Origin of the sequence: Polaribacter vadi (genome assembly GCF_001761365.1) — a bacterium.
Taxonomy (GTDB): Bacteria; Bacteroidota; Bacteroidia; order Flavobacteriales; family Flavobacteriaceae; genus Polaribacter; species Polaribacter vadi.
Genome location: NZ_CP017477.1, coordinates 848,747 through 872,605 on the forward strand (window position 1 = coordinate 848,747; position 23,859 = coordinate 872,605).

Annotated in this window: 18 protein-coding genes; 10 read left to right on the forward strand and 8 right to left on the reverse strand. The window is 28.8% G+C overall.

Annotated features, from left to right (window positions below; genetic code table 11):
* Positions 1-3 precede the first annotated feature (3 nt).
* The 6 genes from LPB03_RS03855 (at position 4) to LPB03_RS03880 (ending at position 9,699) form a co-directional block, all read left to right on the forward strand.
* Positions 4-675, forward strand: coding sequence for a hypothetical protein (locus tag LPB03_RS03855; protein ID WP_065319189.1), 672 nt, complete (start codon positions 4-6; stop codon positions 673-675).
* 133 nt (positions 676-808) lie between these two features.
* Positions 809-1,798: a pyruvate dehydrogenase (acetyl-transferring) E1 component subunit alpha gene (pdhA, locus tag LPB03_RS03860; RefSeq protein WP_065319188.1), complete on the forward strand. Its 990-nt coding sequence runs from the start codon at positions 809-811 to the stop codon at positions 1,796-1,798.
* A 3-nt stretch (positions 1,799-1,801) separates the two neighbouring features.
* Positions 1,802-3,487 carry a dihydrolipoyl dehydrogenase family protein gene (locus LPB03_RS03865; protein WP_065319187.1) on the forward strand — a complete coding sequence of 562 codons (1,686 nt, stop codon included), beginning with the start codon at positions 1,802-1,804 and terminating at the stop codon, positions 3,485-3,487.
* A 152-nt stretch (positions 3,488-3,639) separates the two neighbouring features.
* Positions 3,640-4,842 (forward strand): exonuclease SbcCD subunit D C-terminal domain-containing protein, encoded by a 1,203-nt coding sequence (locus LPB03_RS03870; protein WP_065319186.1) that lies wholly within the window; start codon positions 3,640-3,642, stop codon positions 4,840-4,842.
* A 12-nt stretch (positions 4,843-4,854) separates the two neighbouring features.
* Entirely contained in the window at positions 4,855-8,508 is a 3,654-nt protein-coding gene (locus tag LPB03_RS03875) for an AAA family ATPase (protein ID WP_065319185.1), read from the forward strand.
* Between the two features lie 156 nt (positions 8,509-8,664).
* Positions 8,665-9,699, forward strand: coding sequence for a TlpA family protein disulfide reductase (locus tag LPB03_RS03880; RefSeq protein ID WP_065319184.1), 1,035 nt, complete (start codon positions 8,665-8,667; stop codon positions 9,697-9,699).
* A gap of 156 nt (positions 9,700-9,855) precedes the next feature.
* Here LPB03_RS03880 and LPB03_RS03885 read toward each other — a convergent pair whose 3' ends face one another.
* The 7 genes from LPB03_RS03885 to LPB03_RS03915 form a co-directional block, all read right to left on the reverse strand.
* Positions 9,856-10,809, reverse strand: a complete 954-nt coding sequence (locus LPB03_RS03885; RefSeq protein ID WP_065319183.1) for an acetyl-CoA carboxylase carboxyltransferase subunit alpha — start codon at positions 10,807-10,809, stop codon at positions 9,856-9,858.
* Positions 10,810-10,882: 73 nt separating this feature from the next.
* A complete protein-coding gene (locus LPB03_RS03890) occupies positions 10,883-11,797 on the reverse strand; it encodes a DMT family transporter (protein WP_065319182.1) in 915 nt (304 codons plus the stop codon).
* Entirely contained in the window at positions 11,784-12,875 is a 1,092-nt protein-coding gene (locus tag LPB03_RS03895) for an LptF/LptG family permease (protein WP_170324207.1), read from the reverse strand. The genes LPB03_RS03890 and LPB03_RS03895 overlap by 14 nt, the downstream gene beginning before the upstream one ends.
* 91 nt (positions 12,876-12,966) lie before the next feature.
* Positions 12,967-14,097, reverse strand: a complete 1,131-nt coding sequence (tgt, locus tag LPB03_RS03900; protein ID WP_065319181.1) for a tRNA guanosine(34) transglycosylase Tgt — start codon at positions 14,095-14,097, stop codon at positions 12,967-12,969.
* 73 nt (positions 14,098-14,170) lie between these two features.
* On the reverse strand, positions 14,171-15,064 hold the full coding sequence (gene rluF, locus LPB03_RS03905; RefSeq protein WP_065319180.1) for a 23S rRNA pseudouridine(2604) synthase RluF: 894 nt from the start codon (positions 15,062-15,064) through the stop codon (positions 14,171-14,173).
* Between the two features lie 44 nt (positions 15,065-15,108).
* Entirely contained in the window at positions 15,109-16,353 is a 1,245-nt protein-coding gene (bamG, locus tag LPB03_RS03910) for a BamG family beta-barrel-assembly machinery protein (protein WP_065319179.1), read from the reverse strand.
* Between the two features lies 1 nt (position 16,354).
* Positions 16,355-17,674 (reverse strand): DUF4270 family protein, encoded by a 1,320-nt coding sequence (locus tag LPB03_RS03915; RefSeq protein WP_139058953.1) that lies wholly within the window; start codon positions 17,672-17,674, stop codon positions 16,355-16,357.
* A 248-nt stretch (positions 17,675-17,922) separates the two neighbouring features.
* Here LPB03_RS03915 and LPB03_RS03920 point away from each other — a divergent pair, with 248 nt between their 5' ends.
* The 3 genes from LPB03_RS03920 to LPB03_RS03930 all read left to right on the forward strand — a co-directional run bounded on the left by LPB03_RS03920 (position 17,923) and on the right by LPB03_RS03930 (position 20,803).
* The gene (locus tag LPB03_RS03920; protein ID WP_065319387.1) at positions 17,923-18,930 is read left to right on the forward strand and encodes a Kelch repeat-containing protein; all 1,008 of its coding nucleotides are present in this window, start codon (positions 17,923-17,925) and stop codon (positions 18,928-18,930) included.
* A gap of 497 nt (positions 18,931-19,427) precedes the next feature.
* Entirely contained in the window at positions 19,428-20,099 is a 672-nt protein-coding gene (locus LPB03_RS16730; protein ID WP_170324206.1) for a sensor histidine kinase, read from the forward strand.
* Positions 20,096-20,803 carry a LytR/AlgR family response regulator transcription factor gene (locus LPB03_RS03930; protein ID WP_065319176.1) on the forward strand — a complete coding sequence of 236 codons (708 nt, stop codon included), beginning with the start codon at positions 20,096-20,098 and terminating at the stop codon, positions 20,801-20,803. Before LPB03_RS16730 ends, LPB03_RS03930 begins: the two co-directional genes overlap by 4 nt.
* Before the next feature lie 3 nt (positions 20,804-20,806).
* On the opposite strand, the gene LPB03_RS03935 is transcribed toward LPB03_RS03930, so the two are convergent.
* Positions 20,807-21,409 (reverse strand): alpha-ketoglutarate-dependent dioxygenase AlkB family protein, encoded by a 603-nt coding sequence (locus tag LPB03_RS03935; RefSeq protein WP_065319175.1) that lies wholly within the window; start codon positions 21,407-21,409, stop codon positions 20,807-20,809.
* A gap of 404 nt (positions 21,410-21,813) precedes the next feature.
* Between LPB03_RS03935 and uvrB the strand changes: the two genes are divergently transcribed.
* Positions 21,814-23,802 (forward strand): excinuclease ABC subunit UvrB, encoded by a 1,989-nt coding sequence (gene uvrB, locus LPB03_RS03940; protein WP_065319174.1) that lies wholly within the window; start codon positions 21,814-21,816, stop codon positions 23,800-23,802.
* The last annotated feature ends 57 nt before the right edge of the window (positions 23,803-23,859 follow it).

The following is a 23,859-nucleotide window of genomic DNA, read 5'->3' on the forward strand; positions in this document are numbered from 1 at the left end:
CGTATGAAATCACATTTAAAATTCTTTTTTACAATTAGTTGTCTATTTTTATCGGCAACCATATTCGCACAATTAGACTCTAACAAAGGCTCAAAAGAAGGTGGTAAAACAAAAGCAGTTATTTTAAATAACTCTAAAGAAGCCACCAAACCAAAATCTTTAGAAATTGATGGCACAAATGGTTTTAAAGAAGCTTTTGACAAGGAAAATGCGAAATTAAAAAAGAAACAAGAAGAAGATAAATTGAATAATAAAGGAATTTTAACCAAAGAAAAATTAAACGAACAGCGTTTTTTAAAATCGTTTAAAAAAATTAATGGTCAATATATTATTCCTAAAATAGATCAAGATTTAGGTACATTTAGGTCAGATTCTAAAAGTGTAAATATTATTTGTAGAGATTATCAGTATCCTGATGGTGATAGAGTTACTATTTATGTAAACGATGTTCCAGTTATTTACAATTTAACTTTAGAGCAAAATTATCAGAAATTTAATATTCCTTTAGAGGTTGGTATTAATAAAATTGTGATTGAAGCCTTAAATCAAGGTACTTCTGGTCCAAACACTGCTGCTTTTAAAGTTTTTAATGATGCTGGCATGTTAATTTCATCTAACGAATGGAATTTAGCAACAGGCGCAAAAGCAACATTAATTATTGCAAAAGACAAATAATAAAAAGTTAGCGCAAACGTTTTCGCTAAATTCGTAAAACCTTGTTTTTTTATTCTACTTAAAACAGTTATTTTTGTATTATAGATAAATTTAGAAACTGTTTAAACGATTAAACAAATCAACACATTATTAAATGAAAGAAATCACCAAACAAACCTATTTAGATTGGTACAAAGACATGCTTTTTTGGCGTAAGTTCGAAGATAAATTAGCATCTGTTTACATTCAGCAAAAAGTAAGAGGTTTCTTGCACTTGTATAATGGGCAAGAAGCTATTTTAGCAGGTGCTTTGCATGCTATGGATTTATCGAAAGATAAAATGATTACAGCATACAGAAACCATGTACAGCCAATTGGTATGGGCGAAGATCCTAAAAAAGTTATGGCAGAATTGTATGGTAAAGCTACAGGTACCTCAAAAGGTATGGGTGGTTCTATGCATATTTTCTCTAAAGAATTTCGTTTTTATGGAGGTCATGGAATTGTTGGTGGTCAAATTCCTTTAGGTGCTGGTTTAGCTTTTGCTGATAAGTATAAAGGTAATGATGCTGTAACATTATGTTGTTTTGGTGATGGTGCTGCAAGACAAGGATCTTTGCACGAAGCTTTTAACATGGCAATGTTATGGAAATTACCAGTAATTTTTATTGTTGAAAATAACGGTTATGCAATGGGAACTTCTGTTGCTAGAACTGCAAATCATACAGATATTTGGAAACTTGGTTTAGGATATGAAATGCCTTGTGGACCTGTAGATGCTATGAACCCAATTAAAGTTGCAGAAGCTGTAGACGAAGCTATTGAAAGAGCAAGACGTGGAGATGGACCAACTTTCTTAGAAATGAAAACATACAGATATAGAGGTCACTCAATGTCTGATGCACAACATTATAGAACTAAGGACGAAGTTGAAGAATACAAGAAAATAGACCCAATTACCCAAATAAAAGAAGTTATTTTAGAAAAAGGGTATGCTACAGAAGAAGAAATTGCTTCTATGGATAAAGAAGTGAAGGCGAAAGTAAAAGAATGCGAAAAGTTCGCAGAAGATTCTCCATATCCTGAAACTCAACAGATGTATGATATGGTTTATGAACAAGAAGATTATCCTTTTATAAAATAAAATATGGCTACAGTTGTAAATATGCCGCGTTTAAGCGATACCATGGAAGAAGGTGTTGTGGCAAAATGGTTAAAAAGTGTTGGAGATAAAGTTGAAGAAGGCGATATTTTAGCAGAAATTGAAACTGATAAAGCAACCATGGAATTTGAATCTTTTCATGAAGGTGTTTTATTACATATTGGTATTCAAGAAGGAGAAACTTCACCTGTTGATAAATTATTAGCTATTATTGGTGAAGAAGGAGAAGATATTTCTGCACTTTTAAAAGGTGATGCTGATACTAAAGAAGATAAGGAAACTGATGATGAAAGTTCTGATAAAAAAGAAACTTCTGAAGCTACTTCTAAAGACGAAAAAAAAGAAGATTCTTCTTCTGAAGGAGTTGAAATTCCAAAAGGAGTTACTGTTATTTCTATGCCACGTTTAAGTGATACCATGACTGATGGTACAGTTGCTACTTGGTTAAAGAAAGTTGGTGATAAAGTTGAAGAAGGAGATATTTTAGCAGAAATTGAAACTGACAAAGCAACTATGGAGTTTGAATGTTTCTACGAAGGAACAATTCTTTACATAGGTGTTCAAGAAGGTGAAACTGCTCCTGTAGATAGTTTATTGACAATTATTGGTCCTGAAGGAACAAATGTCGATGCAATTGTTAAAAATGGTGGAGCTGCTTCAGGTTCTTCTGAAACAAAAGAAACTTCTTCTGACAAAAAAGAAGAAAAAGAAACAAAAGCCGAAGATAAAAAAGAGACTAAAGAAGAATCAACAACTTCAACAGCAAATACAACTACAAATAATTCTGGAGGACGCATATTTGCATCTCCATTAGCGAAGAAAATAGCTTCTGATAAAGGAATTAATTTGGCAGATGTAACTGGTTCTGGAGAAAATGGTAGAATTATAAAAAAGGATGTAGAAAATTACACACCTTCAGCTACTGTAAAAGTTGAATCTCCTGCTCCTGCATCTAGTGCTGCTACTCCTTCTTTTTCAGTTTCTGGAGAAGAAAAATCGGAAGAAGTTAAGAATTCTCAAATGCGTAAAGCAATTGCAAAATCTTTAGGAAACTCTAAATTCTCTGCACCAGATTTCAGTTTAAATATTGAAGTTGATATGGATAATGCAATGGCTTCCAGAGCAACTATTAATGCTATTCCAGATGTTAAAGTTTCTTTTAATGATATGGTTGTAAAAGCGTGTGCAATGGCTTTAGCAAAACATCCACAAGTAAATACTTCTTGGACAGATAATAATACAGTGTATCATTCTCATATTCATGTTGGTGTTGCTGTTGCTGTAGATGATGGTTTATTAGTGCCTGTTGTAAAACACACAAACCATTTAAGCTTAACGCAAATTGGTGCTTCTGTTAGAGATTTAGCAGGTAAAGCAAGACATAAGAAAATTTCGCCAGCAGAAATGCAAGGAAGTACTTTTACAGTCTCTAATTTAGGAATGTTTGGTATCGATAATTTTACATCAATTATCAATCAACCTAATTCTGCAATTTTGTCTGTAGGTGCAATTGTGCAAAAACCAGTAGTTAAAAACGGACAAATTGTTGTTGGAAACACGATGAATTTAACATTAACTTGCGATCACAGAACTGTTGATGGTGCTGTTGGTGCTCAGTTTTTACAAACTTTAAAAACGTTTATTGAAAATCCTGTTACTATGATTGCGTAACATTTTCTTTAAAATATTATATATGATTTAAAAATCCTAAACCTTTTGGTTTAGGATTTTTTTTTGATGAAAAGTAGTTTTCAGCTTGAATTTCTTATCATAAACCTATAACTTCGCTTAACTTGAAATTGAATTAAGCATAAAAAAGAGCGATGAAAATACTTCACACAGCAGATTGGCATTTAGGACATAGATTGCATGATCAATCTCAATTTGAGGAACAAAATTTGTTTTTAAATTGGATTGAAAATTACATCATCACTCAAAAAATTGAAGTGCTTTTAATTTCTGGTGATATTTTTGATTCAGGCTCTCCATCCAATCAGAGTTTGGAAATGTATTATAGTTTTCTGGTAAAATTGAATAACACTTGTTGCAAATCGATTATAATTACTGGTGGAAATCATGATTCTCCAGGAACTTTAAACGCGCCAAAACATATTTTAAATGCACTTTCTATAAAAGTAGTTGGTAAAGCCACTGAACATATTGAAGATGAAGTTTTCAAACTCAATATTAACAGTGAAGAATTGATTATTGCTGCAGTTCCTTATTTAAGAGATGGAGATATTAGACGTGCAGTTGCAGGAGAATCTTTTGAAGATTTAACTGATAAATACAAAAAAGCATTGATAAATCATTATGAATCTGCAGCTGAAGAATGCAAAAAAATAAATATAAATAATGCTCCTGTAATTGCAATGGGTCATTTATTTGCAACTGGAGGATCAGTTTCTGACAGCGAACAAAATATTTATGTGGGAACTTTAGGACACATTGGCGCTAATGATTTTCCTACTTATTTTGATTATGTTGCTTTAGGACACTTACACAGGCCTCAAATTATTGGTGGAAATGAAAAAATTCAATATTCTGGTTCTCCAAATATTTTAAGTTTTAGCGAAGTTAATTATGATAAAAAGATAAAAGTTTTATCAACAGAAAATAATAAAATTACGACTATTGATGATGTGATTCTCCCTAATTTTCGAGAATTTTATCGACTTTCTGGAACTATTCAAGAATGTATGAATTTGTTTCCAACTATTATTTCTAATTCGTTTGGTTTAACTCCTTGGGTAGAAATTGTTTTGAAAGAAGACCATACCATAAATACAGATGATTTAAAAAAAGAAGCTGAAAAATATTCTTTTGAAATTTTAAAAATTTCCTTAAAAAACCAAAAAAAGCAAAAAGGAATTGAGGAATTGTTGAAAGAAACAAAATCGATTAAAGAATTAAACCCAACTGAAGTTTTTAAATTAAAATGCGAGGAAATGAATTTTGACTTGCAGGAAAATCCACAAATTTGGGATGCTTTTAATGAAATTTTACAAAGTGTTAAAAATCAATAAAAGCGACTTGTTATGAAAATTTTAAAAATAGAATTACAAAATATAAATTCCTTAAAATCTGATTCGCCAATTATAATCGATTTTGAGAATGAGCATTTTAAAGATGTTGGTTTGTTTGCAATTACTGGTTCTACAGGTGCAGGAAAAACTACTATTTTAGATGCTATAACAATTGCCTTGTATCATAGTGTGCCTCGTTTTAATAGTACAAAAGCTACTTTACTTGATGTTGTGAGTTATGGTGCAACTGATGCTTTTACAAGAGTAACTTTCGAAAATGAAAAGAACATTTTTGAAGCTTTTTGGGGAATTCGTTTAGCTTCTAATACAGGAAAAATCTTAAAAAATCCACAAGAAGAAGTAAGTTTAAAAAACTTAACGACTTCTAAAAATTTAGCTTCTCAGAAGAAAAATTTCATCAAAAACATCATTCGAGTTACGCAATTAGATTATGATCAATTTTTAAGATCTGTGTTGCTAGCTCAAGGTGAATTTGCCTCTTTTTTAACAGCAAAAGGCCCTGAAAAAGGAAGATTGTTAGAACAAATTACTGGAGAGAAAATTTATAAAAAAATTGGTTTAGCGATTTCAGAACGAAAATCTAATGAAGAAAATGCTTTAAAAGAAATTCAAGCCAAGATTAATGCTGATGACATTTTATCCGAAGAAAGAAAATCTGAACTGATTAAAAAAGATAAAGAACTTGATGTTGAACTTATAAAATCTGATAAAGAAATAGAGAATATTCAGTTGATTGTGAATTGGTATTTAAAATCTAAAGAATTAAACAACGAAACTATAAAATTAGAGGAATCAGCCAAGGAAATAAAAGCCGATTTTGAAAATCATAAAACAGAATTTGAGTTATTAGAACTCAATGAAAAAGCTTCTCCTTTTAAAGAAATCATTGAGAATTTTAATAGAAATGAAAAAAGTTCTGTTGAAAAAGTAAATCAATTAAAAGTTTTAGAAGAACAACTTGGCTTATTAGCTCCTGAAATTGAACGTTTAACAACACTTTCTAAGCAGCAAATTCTTGAAGTTGAAAATGCAGAAAAAACATTTTCTTCTTGGTTGCCAAAGTTCGATTTGATTACAAAATTAGACAATCAGATTAAAAATGAAATTGAAAATAAGGAAAAAACTAAAAAGCAATTAGAAGAATTAAATTCGCAAATTGAAATATCCAAAAAAGAGCAGACCAACATTTCTAAAGATTTACTGGAAACTGAAACAAAAATTATTGTTGATGAAAAGTATATTTCTGAACATCAATATTTAGAAGACGTTCACAAAGAAATCTCTAACTGGACAAAAGAGTTGACGACTTTAAAAGCAAACAAAGAATCTTTAAATGAAAGTGTAATTACTGTTTCTCAAAAGAAAAAAAACATAGAAATTACAAACGCTGAATTTTTAAAAAACAAAGAAATTCTCAATCAAAAATTACAAGAAATTGAGATTCTTGATAAGGAAATTACTCAAATTAACAACGATTTAAAAAAATACAACTTAAGCGATTTGTTATCCGAAGAAAAAAAGACTTCTTTAAGAATAACTGATTTAAAGCAATTTAAAAGCTTATCTGAAGAAATTGTAAAAGAAGAAAAAGAATTGGCTAAAATATCAATTCAAAATAAAAACTATTTAACGGAGTTAGAGTCAACTAAAAAACAAATTGATGTTTTAATAAAAGATATTAAAATTCAAGAAAAATCGGTTGCTGATGCTGCAAAAATTTTAGATTTAGAAAAAAGTATTGCTAAATATGAAGAAGATCGTAGGAATTTAGTTGAAGGAAAACCTTGTGGTTTGTGTGGTTCTGAAAATCATCCTTTTGCAAAAAATTTGGAAACCATTGGTGTTTCAAAATCTGAAATTGAGCTAAATAATAGAAAAGAAAAATTAAAATATTTAGAAGATTCTAAAGCTGAGTTTGATAAAACTGAAGTTAAGTTAACTACTTCAATTGATAGTTTATCAAAGCAAATAAGTTCGATAAATGAGACATTAAAATCGATTCACCAAAAAGCAAATATTTTAGAAATTGATTGCGAATTAAAAGATTTTACCAAAATTGATATTGAATTAAACTCATCATCTAAAAAATTAGAACTATTAGAAGACAAGATAAAATTTACGCATAACTTACAACTTAAAAAAGATAAAATATCCACAGTTTTAAAAGAACAAAATCAATCTTTTGATCTATTAAAAACAAAAGATGCTACTTTACAAGAAAACATCAAAAATGGAACTTTAGAGATTCGTGAAAAGCAAAAATCGATCGAAAAAAGCACGGAAATTTGTAAAGGTTTAGAAAATGATTTAACAATAAAATTGTCTAAATTCAATTTCGAATTACCAACTATTGAACAAATCAATTCATTTATAGAAAAGATTGAAAAATCAATTCTTACATATAATACAGCTCAAAAAAATCTTGAAAAATTAAAATCTGAAGTTACTATTTCTACTAATAAATTGGCTTCGATACAAAAACAATTAGACAGACTCATTGAGAATTATAAAGAATATGTTAAAAATGACACAGATAGTGAATCCAACATTGTGCGTTTAAAAAATGAACGATCAAATATTTTACCTCTAAATATATCCGTAGAAAGTAAAAGAGAAAGTTTACAGATGGCAAGTAAAGAATTGATTGAAAAAGAAGATAAAATTAGAAAGAAATTACAGAAATATATTGATGCAAAAAATGAAAGAGAAACGTTAAAAGCAGAAAATAATAAAGCTCAAATATCTTTAAAAGATGAACTTTATGTTTTACAAAAATCACTTGAATCTGAACTAAAAAATAGTGATTTCCAATCTAAACAAGATATAGAAAAAGCATTATTGACTAAAGAAGAAATTTTAAAATTCACACAACATAAAGATAGAATTAAAGAAAAACAAATCAAACTAAAAACATTAAAAGAAACTAATTTAAAAGCTTTAGAAAATTTAAATGCCTCCAAAAACTTTGAAATCTCTGAAGAGCAAATCAAACAAAATTTAACAGGTTTAAAAACTAAAAAAGATACTTTATCTGCAGAAAAAGGAGAAATAAAAGAAGCTTTTAGAAAAGACCAAGAAATTAAAAATAGAAATCAAGAAATCTATAAAAAGATTGATGAACAAACAGCAATTTGTAATGTTTGGAGAGATTTATATAAAATTATTGGGAACTCAAAAGAGGCTTTTAATGTGTACGTACAACGTTTAACTTTAAAGCATTTATTAGATTTAGCAAACGTTCATTTGTTCAATTTAAATAAGCGTTATTCTTTAAAAATGGAGCAAGATTATAAGCCAAAAGAAGAATTGAATTTCAATTTAATTGATCATTATCAAACGGATCAAGCAAGATTGGTAGATACTTCTAGTGGTGGAGAAAAGTTTATAATTAGTTTGGCTTTAGCTTTAGGATTGTCTGATTTGGCAAGTAAAAACGTAAAAATAGATTCACTTTTTATTGATGAAGGTTTTGGAACTTTAGATAGTAATACTTTAGAAACTGTAATTTCTACTTTAGAAACTTTGCAATCTCAAGGCAAAATGATTGGTATTATTTCGCATGTAGAAAACTTAAAAGAAAGAATTCCGACTCAAATTAAAATTACGAAAAAAAGTAATGGAATTAGTATTGTAGATGTTGTTTAAGAATTAAAATTGCAACTTAAATTATAGAAATATTACAGTTTTAAAATCTCATATTTCATTTTTAGAATTGTTTATTATCGCTTATAAAACAACTGATTTTAACTATTTTTTTGCATGTTAAAGTTTTATATTTGCACTTAATTTGAAATTTTAAAAATGAAGAAATTAAGCTCACTCCTTTTTGGTTTATTAATGATGGTTGCTTGTAGCCAAGAAAAGCCAAAAGATTATGTAACCTTGTCTGGAAATTTAGAAAATAATAAAGATTCAACTCTTACTATTGTTAGTAGAGAAGGTATTTTAAAAACGATTAAATTTAATGAAAATGGTTCTTTTAAAGACACCTTAAAATTAAAAACAGATCAAGGAGAAATTTACACAATCCAAACAAGTGATACTAAAAGAGCGCCAATTTATTTAAAAAACGGTTATGATATTGTTTTAAATGGCGATTCAGAAAAATTTATGACTAGTTTCAAATTTTCTGGTGAAGGTTCTTCTAACAGTAATTTTGTGTTGGCTCAAATAGAAAAAAGTCAAGAAATGGGAAATCCTCAACTAATTTTAAATTTAGAAGAGGACGCTTTTAGAAAAAAAGTAGACCAATTAAAATTTGAATACGACAGTATTTTAGAATCTCACAAAAATTTAGATAGCGTTTTATATGCTTCTGTAAAGCAACAAAATGAGCAATTAGTTACTTATTTTGATAATGCTTATGCACAAAATCAAATTATGGGTGTTGGTAAACCTTCTCCAAAATTTGAAGATTACATCAACATAAAAGGTGGTAAAAATTCTTTAGATGATTATAAAGGAAAGTATGTGTATATAGATGTTTGGGCAACTTGGTGTGGTCCTTGTATTCAGCAAATTCCATATTTGCAAACTTTAGAAAAAGAATATCATAATAAAAATATAGAGTTTATTAGTGTTTCTACAGATGAATCTCAAAGAAGTGGTGGTTCTTGGGAAGCAGCAGAAAAAAAATGGAGAGATTTTGTAAAAGCTAGAAATATGAGTGGAGTTCAACTTTGGTCTGGACAAGATTATTCTTTTCAACAAGCATATCAAATAAACGGAATTCCAAGATTTATATTGATAGATCCGAATGGAAATATTGTGGATGCAAATGCTCCTAGACCTTCTGATCCAGCACTAAAATCGATGTTTAATTCTTTAGGGATTTAGTTTGAAATTTGAAGATGGAAGTTTGAAGATGGAAGTTTGAAGTTTGAAGATTGAAGATTGAAGATTACGAAATAAAAAAAAGCCTAATTCTTATATAAGAATTAGGCTTTTTTTTATTTTCTTGTCTCTTGTCTCTTGTCTCTAAAAAACTAAAAACTACTCTTTATAAACACCCATATTTGCGTATTTATTCATTCTTTTAGCAACTAATTCTTCGTCTATTAAATCTTTTAATTCAGCATAAGAAGCAATAATTTGTTCTTTAACAGCTTTAAAAGCTCCTGCTCTATCTGCATGTGCACCACCAACTGGTTCTTTAATAATTCCGTCAATTAACTTTAACTTTTTCATATCAGTTCCTGTTAATTTTAAAGCTTCAGCAGCTTGCTCTTTAAACTCCCAACTTCTCCATAAAATTGAAGAACAAGATTCTGGCGAAATAACTGTGTACCAAGTATTTTCCATCATGTATACTCTGTCTCCTACTCCAATACCTAAGGCACCTCCAGAAGCTCCTTCACCTATTACAATTGTAATAATTGGCGTTTTTAAACGAGTCATTTCAAAAATATTTCTTGCAATTGCTTCTCCTTGACCACGTTCTTCTGCTTCTAAACCAGGATATGCTCCAGGAGTATCTAACAACGTAACAACAGGAATACCAAATTTCTCTGCCATTTTCATTAAACGCAAAGCTTTTCTGTATCCTTCAGGATTTGCCATTCCAAAGTTTCTGAATTGACGCGTTTTTGTATTAAAACCTTTTTGTTGACCAATAAACATAAAAGATTGGTCACCAATTTTACCCAAACCACCAATCATGGCTTTATCGTCCTTTACATTTCTATCTCCATGAAGTTCCATGAAAGTATCTCCACAAATTGCTTTAATATAATCTAATGTATAAGGTCTGTTTGGGTGTCTTGACAATTGAACTCTTTGCCAAGGTGTTAAGTTTTTATAAATATCTTTTCTAGCAGTTGCTAATTTTTTTTCTATTTTTTTACAAGTAGCTGTTACATCTACTTCACTTTCTTCTCCAATAATTTGACACTTTTGTAGCTGATCTTCAAGCTCTTTTATTGGCATTTCGAAATCTAAATATTCCATTATGTAGTTATTTTGATGATCTATTTTGATTAACAAACATACTACAAAATTTACTTTTTTATGCTAAATAGCACTACTTTTTTGATTTTACTCTTTCCTTAATTTTTTGCTTTATTACCAATTTATTTTTAATAATTCCGTTAAATAAAACAACTCCTAAAACGATAAAGGCTCCAAAATAAAATTCTGGATTCATTTTTTCTTTATCACCAAAAATAAATAAGGCTAAAATTATAGCATAAATAGGCTCTAAATTTATGGTAAGCATTACTGTATAAGGAGATATAAACTTCATAATTTTTACAGAAGCTATAAATGCGTATGCTGTACAAATACTACTTAGCACAATCAGATAAACCCAATCCATACTTGGTAAAATAAAAAATGAAGCTGAAAACCTATTGTTAATTAAAAGATATACTGTAACAAATAAAGTTCCGAATAAAAGTTGATACAATGAGATTCTTGAAGCATCATATTTTTTGATAAACAAGCCATTTAGAACTGCAAATAATGATCCTAAGAAAGATGATATAAGTGCATATAAAATTCCTAGTTTGTATTGACTTTCGAAATTAAATATAATATACAATCCCAAAATCACAACTAAACCTAATATAATTTCTAACGTTTTAATTCTTCTATTAAAAAAAATAGGTTCTATGAGTGATGTAAAAAAAGCACCTGTACTCATGGTTACTAAAGCTACAGAAACATTAGAAACTTTTATCGCTTTAAAGAAAAAAATCCAATGTAAAGCAATGATAATTCCTGTAAATAAAAATTTTACTAATCCTTTTTTATCAACTTGAAAAGATTTTTTTTTGAATATAAAATAAATGCTGATAAAAAAAACAGCCAACCCCATTCTAAAAAAAACTAATGGAATTGCATCAATCGTAATTAAGGCACCTAAAATTGCTGTAAAACCCCAAATAAAAACAATAAGATGTAATAATAGGTAGTTTTTTAATTTACTTTCTAGCATTGTAGTAAAGATAAATAGCCACACAACCAAAGAAAATATTTGGCATCCAAACGTATAAAAGTGAATTAACACCAGCAACAGCTCCTAAAACTTCAGAAATTTTCATTAAGAAAACGTATACAAACATTAACCCAATTCCAATTGCTAAATTTACTCCTGTACCTCCTCTTCTTTTTCTAAAAGCTAAAGCTACTGCAATAATTGTTAAAATATAAGATGCTATTGGTAAACTTGTTCTTTTATGAAACTCAACCAAATAAGCATTTAAATTTTTAACTCCTCTTTTTTTAGAAACCTCTATAAATTTATACAATTCATCTGAAGTCATTTCTTGAGATAATGCAGATTTGTAAATTAAATCTTTAGGTGTAAAATTAAAAACAGTATCAATCTTATTTCCTGAAAAGATGCTATCTCTGTCTTTATAAATTTTACGCAAACGCCAATTTTGAACAGTAAAAGTTGAATCTTTTTTATTATATCTAATATTATCTGCTACCAATTTTGTTTTCAACTCTAAGCCATCATATAATTCTGAAGTAAAGTCGTAACCAGCATTGCTTTCTGTATTAAAATTTTTAATAAAAATATAGGTACTATCTGTTAATTGAAGGCTAAAATCGCTTACAAATTTAAATTCTTGTTGTTGCCTTCTATTATTTATATATTCTTTTTCAAACTTTTTTCTAGTAGTACTACTTTTGGGAACAACAAAATGATTCATTACTAAAGATAAAATTGTAATTAAAGTAGCACCAATAAAATACGGATATAAAAATCTTGTAAATGAAACTTTTGCATTATTAATTGCAATAATTTCTGTGTTGTTAGACAATTTTGAAGTAAATAAAATAACAGCAATAAATAACGCCAAAGGCATAAAAGTATTGGCATAATAGATGATGAAATTTTTATAATATTCATCTACTATTTGATAAAAGCCTAAATCTGCATGTTCTAAAAAATTATCTATTTTTTCAGAAATATCAATTGCTACAGCAATAGGAATCAAGATTAATAAGGTAAAGAAAAAAGTTACCAGAAATCGTTTTAATATGTACCAATCAATTATCTTCAAAAGCGCAGCTTTATTTTTTATTTTAAAATCTCTAATTTGATATCCTTATTTTGATGACTGCAAACTGCCTACTTAAAAACTATCTACAATTTTAAAGTCGGTTATCCATTTGCTTTACCATTTTATCTTTCCATTCTCTAAAATCTCCAGCTATAATGTGTTTTCTTGCTTCACGTGTTAACCAAACATAAAAACCTAAGTTATGAATCGATGCTATTTGTTTTCCTAACATTTCTTTTGCAACAAATAAATGACGCAAATATGCTTTAGAATAATAGGTATCTACTTCAGTAATTCCCATTTCATCAATTGGAGAAAAATCCTTTTCCCACTTTTTATTTTTAATGTTGATGCTTCCATGAGCTGTAAATAACATTCCATTTCTAGCATTTCTGGTTGGCATTACACAATCGAACATATCAATTCCCAAAGCAATATTTTCAAGAATATTTATAGGGGTTCCAACTCCCATTAAATAACGAGGTTTATCTTCTGGCAAAATTTCTGTAACCACTTCTGTCATTGCATACATTTCTTCTGCAGGTTCACCAACAGAAAGTCCGCCAATTGCATTCGCTTTTTGGTTAGAATTCGCAATATATTCAGCAGATTGTTTTCGTAAATCTTTATAAGTACTTCCTTGAACAATTGGCATAAATGTTTGTTCAAATCCATATTTAAAAGGCAATTTTTCTAAGTGATTTGTACATCTATCTAACCATCTATGAGTCATGTGCATAGATCGTTTTGCGTAATTATAATCGCAAGGATAAGGTGTACACTCATCAAAAGCCATAATAATATCGGCTCCAATTGTTCTTTGAGTTTCCATCACATTTTCTGGTGTAAAAAAGTGCATAGAACCATCTATATGACTTTTAAATTTTACACCTTCCTCGTTAATTTTTCTTCTTCCTGATAAAGAATAAACTTGGTACCCACCAGAATCTGTTAGGATATTTCTATCCCAATTCATAAATTTATGCAAACCACCTGCAGCCTCTAAAACATCTAATTTAGGACGTAAATATAGATGATAGGTATTTGCTAAAATAATATCAGGATTTACTTGATTTTTCAGTTCATTTTGATGTACTCCTTTTACAGTACCAACAGTACCTACAGGCATAAAAATTGGTGTTTCTATAACTCCATGATCTGTAGTAATTGTTCCAGCTCTTGCTTTGCTTTTTGGATCGGTAATTTTTAAGTCGAATTTCATTGTGGCAAATATAGTAAAAAGCACCTCCTAACCTTCCCTAAGGAATGGAATTTAGAAACTTTTAAGATTTTGTTTAGTTTCGTTTTTTACGAAAATTAGATTTAGAACTTGTAGTTCTACTATTTTTTGGTGATGATTTTCTAAAAGAAGCACTTTTTTTATTGAAATCGTTTTTAGCTGGCGCTAATTTTTTCTTAAAAACTTTCTTTTTAGCAGGTTCTTTAACTTTGGATGCTTCCTCCGTTTTGGAAGATTCAGAAATCATTGCATTAATTTCTTTCATTTCCTCTTCTGTTAATTCACGCCAATCTCCAGCTTGTAGATACCCTAATTCTACATTCATAATTCTGGTTCGTTTTAACTTAGTTACTTCGTAATCCAAATATTCGCACATTCTACGAATTTGACGATTTAAACCTTGCGTTAAAACAATTTTAAAGATTTTAGCACTAACTTTTTCTACCAAACATTTTTGAGTTACAGTTCCTAAAATCGGAATTCCATTACTCATTTTTTCGATAAAATCGTCTGTGATAGTTTTATCAACAGAAACAAAATATTCTTTTTCGTGATTGTTACCTGCTCTTAAAATTTTATTGACAATATCTCCATCATTTGTCAAGAAAATTAAACCTTCAGATGGTTTGTCTAAACGTCCAATTGGGAACAATCTTTCAGGATAATTAATATGTTTTACAATGTTGTTTGGTTCTCTATCATCTGTTGTAGAAACAATACCAACAGGTTTATTTAAAGCGATGTAAAGTGTTTCGTCCTTTGGTTTTACCAAACGTCCATCTAACTTTACAACATCTTTTTTGCCAACTCTGTTTCCTAACTGAGTTGGTTTTCCATTGATGGAAACTCTACCTTCTTTTATAAATTTTTCGGCTTCTCTTCTTGAACAGATTCCTGAAGAACTAATATATTTATTAAGATTTGTTGTTTGTTGATTATTGGTATCCAAAAGAAAAAATTTTCAACAAAAATACGTATAAGATTATTATTTATTTAATCTATTTTTCTTTTGTTAAACCATTTCCCCACAAAGTTTAAATTTAGTGTTAGCTTATGGAAGTTTTCTTGAATTAATTTATTTTCTAAAGTGCCTTCTTTTCCATAAGAATACGAAATATTAAAATTATCATTACTAAACTTCTTCATTGGCAAACCAACACCAATAGAAACAAAATAACTATCTATTTGTTGATTTGATATTTTTAAAAATCCTGTATTGTAATTAAAACCAAATCGATATTTTATGTTAGATGAATAATTAAATTTATTTTTAGTTGGTACATATTCTAAACCAAAAGCATAAATAGATTGATCTACATAGCTTTCATTATTTTGTTGCTGATTGGTATCACTCCAAATTAATTTACTATAATCCAAACTTGTTATAAATTTTTTATTTATTACAGAGGTGATTCCTACTCCATAAGCAAATGGAAGTTCAAAATTTTCTAAATCATTTTCAGCTTCTTCTTCAATACTTATAGAAGTTCCAGAAAAAGATTCTTTATAAGAATTTCTTGTTTGATTTCCACTTAAAGATGCTGGCAATTCTAAAGTACCTCCAAGAGTCGTTTCTATTCCTTTAAAAGTTGGGAGTTTATACTGAAAGCCAGTTTTTAATTTTACACCTCCATAATGGTTTTCATCAATAATAGAAACAAAAGAATCTGTAAAAAGTTGACTTTCTTGATTTATGGAGCCAAAAAGAAAAGAAACATCTGCACCTAAAGATAAATTTTTAAAGACTTTAAAACCTGTTGATATATAAAATTTATTCAAGCCTCCTTCTCCAGTAATTCTAGTAATATAAGTTTCTGTAGAACCTTCAATGGCATTTTCCACATCTATATTATATCCTGTTTTTGTATATGGTAAAAGTCCTGCACTTAATCCCCAACCTTTACTAATAGGAAATGCAATTGCAATATGTGATATATTTCCATTGGTACTACTTTCACTTTTGCTGTTGGTTTTCAAGGTTGAATAGGTTCCATTTAAACCAAACTCATATAAGAAGGAATTCTGCAAAATATTTCCCAAACTAGCTGGATTATAAATATTTATTTCAAACGGATTTGATTGTGCAATTCCTGTATTTCCTAAACCTGTTAAACCTCCTGTTGCTGTTTTATTTTCTACTCCCAAACCAAATAATGAATAAGGTGTACTTGTGTTATTCTGTCCAAAATAAACTCTTACAATGGTTACGAATAGTATAAATAATAACTTCTTTTTCATATTAATAGGTTAAATATTTTACTGATAATTTTATTTCTTTGTTGGTATTAGGGTTGTGCTCAATAACAATATTATTTACGTTGTTAGAAAAATTATCATATTGTATCATTAAAGCATAATTTAAATTGATGTCAGAAAACAGAATTTCTTCTACAAAACCACTTAAATCTACACTGTAATAATTGTTTTCACTAAATTCATCTTCTTCTTCAAAAAGAAAGGCAGCTGCAACATTACCATCTATATCTGTTAATTGTTTTAAAATTCTATTTTTATGATCTACCACATAAACTGACAATGTATTTGGTAAAGGATTGCTTTTATTAAACGATCCTTTTAAAGGATTAAAAGTTAAAATGGCACTTAAAGTGGTTGCATTTTCTGATATTTCTGCAAGTTTTTTAATCGATGGAATTTCTATTCTTGAGGTAAGTCCAGATCCTGCTTGCGTATAAATTGAGTTGTTGGTATTTTCACTTAATTTAATTTCTTCATTATCTACAAAATCACCTATAATAGTGTTTGATAAATCTGTTTGAATCTCATTAAATTGTTTATCTGCGCTTGGAATTGTAAAATCTACATAATAACTATTATCCTCACTATCATCATCATTAATACTGTAATACAAACGCATACTAGAATTCCCTGTAATATTTGCTGTTGATTGTGCATTGAACCCCAAAACATGATTATTTTCTGATATATCAGGCACAATTGCTAAACCTTTAAAATATTGCAGAAAATCATCTGTAGTATTAATATCATTATCTACAATTTTGGTAAATATATCTTCACCCAAAATATCATCCATTTTAATAAAAATAGAATCTGTAGCTTTATTCGGGTTTGGTATAAATGAAGTTTGTCCTAAAACAGCTGCATCGTAAACTAAAGAAGAAGTGTTGTAGAAATTATCTACGTCTTTGGGTTCAACTGTTTCTGTAATTCTATGCAATTTATAGGTTTGTACTTTAGTAGTATCTCCATAATAATAGGTATCATAATTTAAAACAAAACCAATAGAATCATACACTGCTCTTGCATCAATAGTAAAAGTATTCGCTACCAATTGCATGTAAGATTTAGATGTTAAAGAACCTAAAGTTTCATCTTTAACATTCCCTAATAAAATTCGGTTTGTACTAGATGTTATTAATGAATCTAATTTAAAAGTTCCTGCTTTTACTGCAAAAGTGTCAATAACTCTTAACTGAATATTGTTCTCTATAAAATCACTACCTACTTCATAAACTGTATCATCTGTAGTGCAAGAAAATACAAAAATTAGACTTAAAACGCCAATTATATAATGCTTCATGTTTCTTTTTAAAGCAAAAATATCAGGCTGTTTATCATAAAAAATCACAAAATATATAAACAGGACTTTTTTATAGACTTATGATCAAAAAACATCTCTAAACCCTATAATTAACACCTTTTAAGAAAATTAACATTTGGTTTACATAGTCATCTATAAAATTTCCTTGTTTGTCTATTTGTTAGTATTATAAAATAAATTGCATTTACGTTTGCGCCATAATTAAGCAAATGAATAAATTAAATACAATGAGAAAAACAAATTTAATAAAAAGAAGCAGTGTTCTATTTATGACTGCATTAATGTCTTTAATAACTGTAAGTTGTAGTGATAATGATGAAGATGATGATGAATTAGGAAACTGGGTAGAAAGTTCAACTTTTGATGGAAATTCTAGAGCAAACTCTGTAAGTTTTACCATTGGCACAAAAGGTTATTTAGTAACAGGTTATGATGGTGATGGTTATTTAGCAGATACTTGGGAGTATAATTCTGATGATGATTATTGGGTTCAAAAAGCTGTATTTCCTGGAGTTGGCAGAAGTGGTGCAGTTGGTTTTTCTATTAATGGAAAAGGTTATGTAGGAACTGGTTATGATGGTAGTAATCGATTAAAAGATTTCTGGGAATATGATCCAACCACAGATATTTGGACTCAAAAAGCAGATTTTGCAGGAACTGGAAGATATGGTGCCATTGGTTTCGCAATTGGTAATGATGGTTATATTGGAACAGGTTATGATGGAAGTGAACAAAAAGACTTCTGGAAATATAATGTAGCCAACGACTCTTGGGAACAATCTGTAGGTTTTGGTGGCGAAAAACGCCAAAATGCTTCTGTTTTTACGATTGATAATGTTGCCTATATTGGTTTAGGAATTCACAATGGTGCTTATGAAGAAGATTTTTATTCTTTTAATGGATCTACTTGGACACGTTTATCTGATTTAGATGATGATGAAGATGATGATGATGATTTTCAAATCTTATTAAGTAGTGGAGTAGCTTTTTCTTTAAATGGAATGGGGTATGTAACCACAGGTATTTCTGGTGCTATTACAACTGCAAGTTGGTCTTACACCCCTGCAACAGACACTTGGTTAGAAGTGCCAGATTTTGAAGGTACTGCAAGACAAAATGCGTCTGCTTTTAGTTTTACGGATAAAGCTTTTGTTTTAATGGGTAGAAGTGGTAGTTATTATTTTGATGACGTTTGGGAATTTAGACCCAATGAGTATGAAAATGATGATGATTAATTAAATATTGAGTTGAAAAAAAATTACTAATTATTAGTAATTTTTTTTTATGAAAAATACAACAGTTTGTTGTGATTCTTTTAAGAACATACCTTTTTAGTTTTACCAAAGTTAAATAACTAACCAAATTGAACGTCTTTTCAAAAAAAATAAATACAACAATAAGTATTCATAGCCTATTATGGATTTTCTTTATTGCTTTTACTGCAATTCAATCTTATTCTAGATTTAGCACAATTCCTAATGAATTTTATTTTTTAAATTTTATTTTTTTAGCCGTTTTTTATCTTAATTATATTTTTTTAGTTCCTAAATTTTTGCTGAATAAAAAAATTATAGTTTATGTAGTAATTTCCCTTGCCTTAATAATTATAATAAATATTTTTTTAGAACCATTTTTAAAATCATTTTTAAAACCAAATTTTCCAAAAGAATTTTTAAAGAAAAATTTTCCCATACCTAGAGAGAGATCTATAAATTTAAGGCCTCCTATTTTATTGCTTTTATTTTTTGCTTTAAGTACCTGTGTAAAACTAGTTTCAGAATGGTATAAATCTGAAAAAGAAAGAACTTTAGTAGCTTCTCAAAAAATAAACTCTGAATTATCCTTCTTAAAAGCACAATTAAATCCTCATTTTTTATTCAACACATTAAACAGTATTTATTCTTTAGCGAATAAAAAATCTGATGATACAACAGTTGCTATAGTTACGCTTTCTGAATTAATGAGATATATGATTTATGAAGCAAATGAAGAATTTATTTCGTTAGAAAAAGAGATAGAATACATAAAAAATTATATCTCTTTGCAACTATTAAGATTAAGAAATTCTAGTGGTGTAAAAATAAATGTTCATGGTAGTTTAAAATATAAAATAGAACCTTTACTACTAATTTCTTTTATAGAAAATGCTTTTAAATATGGCACAGATTATAAAGGAAAAACAGAAATTAGGATTGTTATTACTACAAATAATCATGAACTATATCTTGAAGTTTATAACATTTCTTCTTTACAAAATTTAGACAACAAAAACTCTGGTATTGGTTTAGAGAACATTAAAAACAGACTGAATTTATTATATCCAAATGCGCATACTTTAGAGATTACAAAAAGTGAAAAATCATTTGAAATCAGTCTAAAAATCAACCTAAAAAGAAATAAATGAAATGTATAATTATAGATGATGAACCTCTTGCATTGGAATTATTAGAAGATTTTGTATCTAAAATTCCGTATTTAGAATTGGTTGCAACTTGCTCTAATGCTTTTGAAGCAACAACCATTTTACAGACACAAAAAATAGATTTAATTTTTACTGATATAGAAATGCCAGATTTTTCTGGAATCGATTTTATAAAATCTTTGGAGGTAAAACCACTTTTTATTTTTACAACAGCATATTCGCATTATGCAGTAGAAGGTTTTAATTTAAATGCTATCGATTATCTTGTAAAACCAATACCTTTTCATCGATTTTTAAAAGCAGTTACAAGAGCTCATAATTTATTACAGTTAAAGGTTGAAGAAAAAACACCTACTGTAATTTCTCAAGTTACGCCACAATTTATTTTTGTAAAATCTGAATATGAAAATTTAAAAATAAACTTGGCAGATATTAAATATATAGAATCTTTAAAAGATTATATTAAAATTCACACGCATAAAGAAAAACCGATTTTAACCTTAAGTAGCCTAAAAAGTTTTGAAGAAAAACTAGGCAAATCGAATTTTATACGTGTACACAAATCTTATATTGTTTCTTTAAAACACATTTATTCTGTACAGAGAAATAGAATTATTATTGATGATAATTGGATTCCTATTGGTTTAAATTATAGAGAAGATTTTATCAAAAAAATTGATAATTAAACTTTACAACTCTATTGTTCTAAAAGTCAAATTAATTCTAGGCGAATTTACTTTTTTTGTGGGTGGCAATCTGTGCAACCAGTTCTTTTGTGTTTCACCTTTCATCACCAATAAACTTCCTCTTTCTAAAACAATATCAATTCTTTGTTTGGTTTCTTTGTGTTTAAAAGAGAATTTACGTTCAGCTCCTAAAGATAAAGAAGCAATTGCGCCATTTTTCTTCATCATTTTTTCGCCATCAGAATGATAAGCCATTCCTTCATCTCCTGAATGATACAAATTTAGCAAGCAAGAATTATACGTTTCATTACTCTCTTTTTCGACGATTTCTTTGAGTTCTAGCAATTCCTTTATCCAAAGATTTGCCGTTTTTGTAACTTTAGAATATGTGTAAGAATACTTTGATGCTCCATACCAAGCTACTTTTCTTTTGGTAATAATCTTTTTACCAAAAATAATCGCTTCATCATTTTTCCAATTAATTTTTTCTAATAATTGCTGATAATAAAAATCGCACTGACTTTTATCTAAAATAATTCCATGATAATTTGTTGTGCCATCAAAAGGTAAAATATTTGTTATTTTATCCGAAGAAAATAAATCCATATTATAAAAATACTAAAATTATACAAAAGTTAGTTCGAGTGATTTTATTATTATATAAATTTTAGCGAGATTTTTATGGAACCAAATTTTCATCGCTCTTAATAAGTATTGCTCATTTCAAAATAAATCCATTTTCATTTTTTTTATAACTTTACCTTCAATATATCGCTACTATGGAGCTAAATTAACCTTTGTAATATCCTTTTCTATTTATATTTCATCCCTATGGCATTTTAGCTTCATAGAAGCGAAATATTAATAACAGAAAAAATAATAAAACCAAAAAAGCTCCAAAGGAGCGAAATAATTAAACTTACTAAAAGCTTTTTTTCTAAAATCAAAATTTAACTTGATTTTTAAAATTATCTATTTTTTAAAAGTTTAAGTATCCGTATTTTTACAGTATGGAATTTAAATTGGTATCAGAATTTTCTCCTACAGGAGATCAGCCACAAGCAATAAAAGAATTATCTCAAGCAATAAAATCTGGCGAGAAATATCAAACTTTGTTAGGTGTTACAGGCTCAGGAAAAACGTTTACAATTGCAAATGTGGTGAAAAATGTTAAAAAACCAACCTTGGTTTTGGCACATAATAAAACCTTAGCTGCTCAATTATATTCAGAATTCAAGCAATTTTTTCCAGAAAATGCTGTGGAATATTTTGTTTCATACTATGATTATTATCAGCCAGAAGCCTACATTCCTGTTACAGGAACGTTCATAGAAAAAGATTTATCTATTAATGAAGATATAGAACGCTTACGTTTAAGCACAACTTCTTCCCTACTTTCTGGTAGACGAGATGTGTTGGTTGTAGCTTCTGTTTCGTGTTTATATGGAATTGGAAATCCGAAAGAATTTAAGAAAAACGTAATTCCTATTAGAGTTGGTCAGCAAATTAGCAGAACTACTTTTTTGCATCAATTAGTGCAAAGTTTATATTCTAGAACTGAAATTGAAGTTAAAAGTGGAAAATTTAAAGTAAAAGGTGATGTTGTAACTATTTATCCATCTTATGGAGATAATGGCTATCGTGTTTTATTTTTTGGTGATGAAATTGAAGAACTAGAATCTTTCGATTTAGAAACTAATACAATTCTTGAAAAGTTTGAACATTTAACGATTTATCCTGCAAACTTATTTGTGACTTCTCCAGATGTTTTACAAAATGCCATTCATCAAATTCAAGATGATATGGTAAAACAAGTCAATTATTTTAAAGAAATTGGCAAACCTTTAGAAGCAAAAAGATTAGAAGAACGTACAGAATTCGATTTAGAAATGATTCGTGAATTGGGTTATTGTTCTGGAATTGAGAACTATTCTCGTTATTTAGATGGACGTGAACCTGGCACAAGACCTTTCTGTTTGTTAGATTATTTTCCAGATGATTATTTAATGGTGATTGATGAAAGCCACGTAACTGTTCCACAAACACATGCTATGTATGGAGGAGATAGAAGTAGAAAAGAGAATTTGGTGGAATATGGTTTTAGATTGCCAGCAGCCATGGACAATCGTCCTTTAAAATTTGAGGAATTTGAGGAAATTCAGAATCAAACCATTTTTGTTTCTGCAACTCCTGCTGATTACGAATTGCAAAAAACGGAAGGAGTTTTTGTGGAGCAAATTATAAGACCTACAGGTTTGTTAGATCCGCCAATTGAAGTGCGCCCAAGTTTAAATCAAATTGATGATTTGATTGAAGAAATTCAGATTCGTGTTGAAAAAGACGAGCGAACTTTAGTGACTACTTTAACCAAAAGAATGGCAGAAGAATTGACAAAATATTTAACTAGAGTTGATATTCGTTGTAGATATATACATTCTGATGTGGATACCTTAGAACGTGTGGAAATTATGCAAGATTTGCGTAAAGGTTTGTTTGATGTTTTAATTGGTGTTAACCTTTTACGAGAAGGTTTAGATTTACCTGAAGTTTCTTTAGTCGCTATTTTAGATGCTGATAAAGAAGGTTTTTTACGTAATAATAAATCGTTAACACAAACTGTTGGTAGAGCTGCAAGAAACGTAAACGGTTTGGCAATTATGTATGCTGATAAAATTACAAAAAGTATGCAAAGTACTATTGATGAAACTGATAGAAGACGAGAAATTCAGATTGCTTACAACACCAAACATAACAAAGTACCAACGCAAATCAACAAAAAAATTGAAGATACGTTAACAAAATCTGCAGTTTCTAGTTATCATTATGATAATGCAAAACAAGTTGCTGCAGAACAAGAATTGCAATATTTACCAAAAGAAGAAATTGAAGATAGAATTCGTAAAAAACGAAAGCAAATGGAAGCTGCTGCCAAAGGTCTAGATTTTATTGTTGCTGCAAAATTAAGGGATGAAATTGCAGTTTTAAAAGAGCAGGTTTAAATAAATTTAATTATAAAAAAAACTAATGGTTTAAATAAAATTTATTATTTAACATCA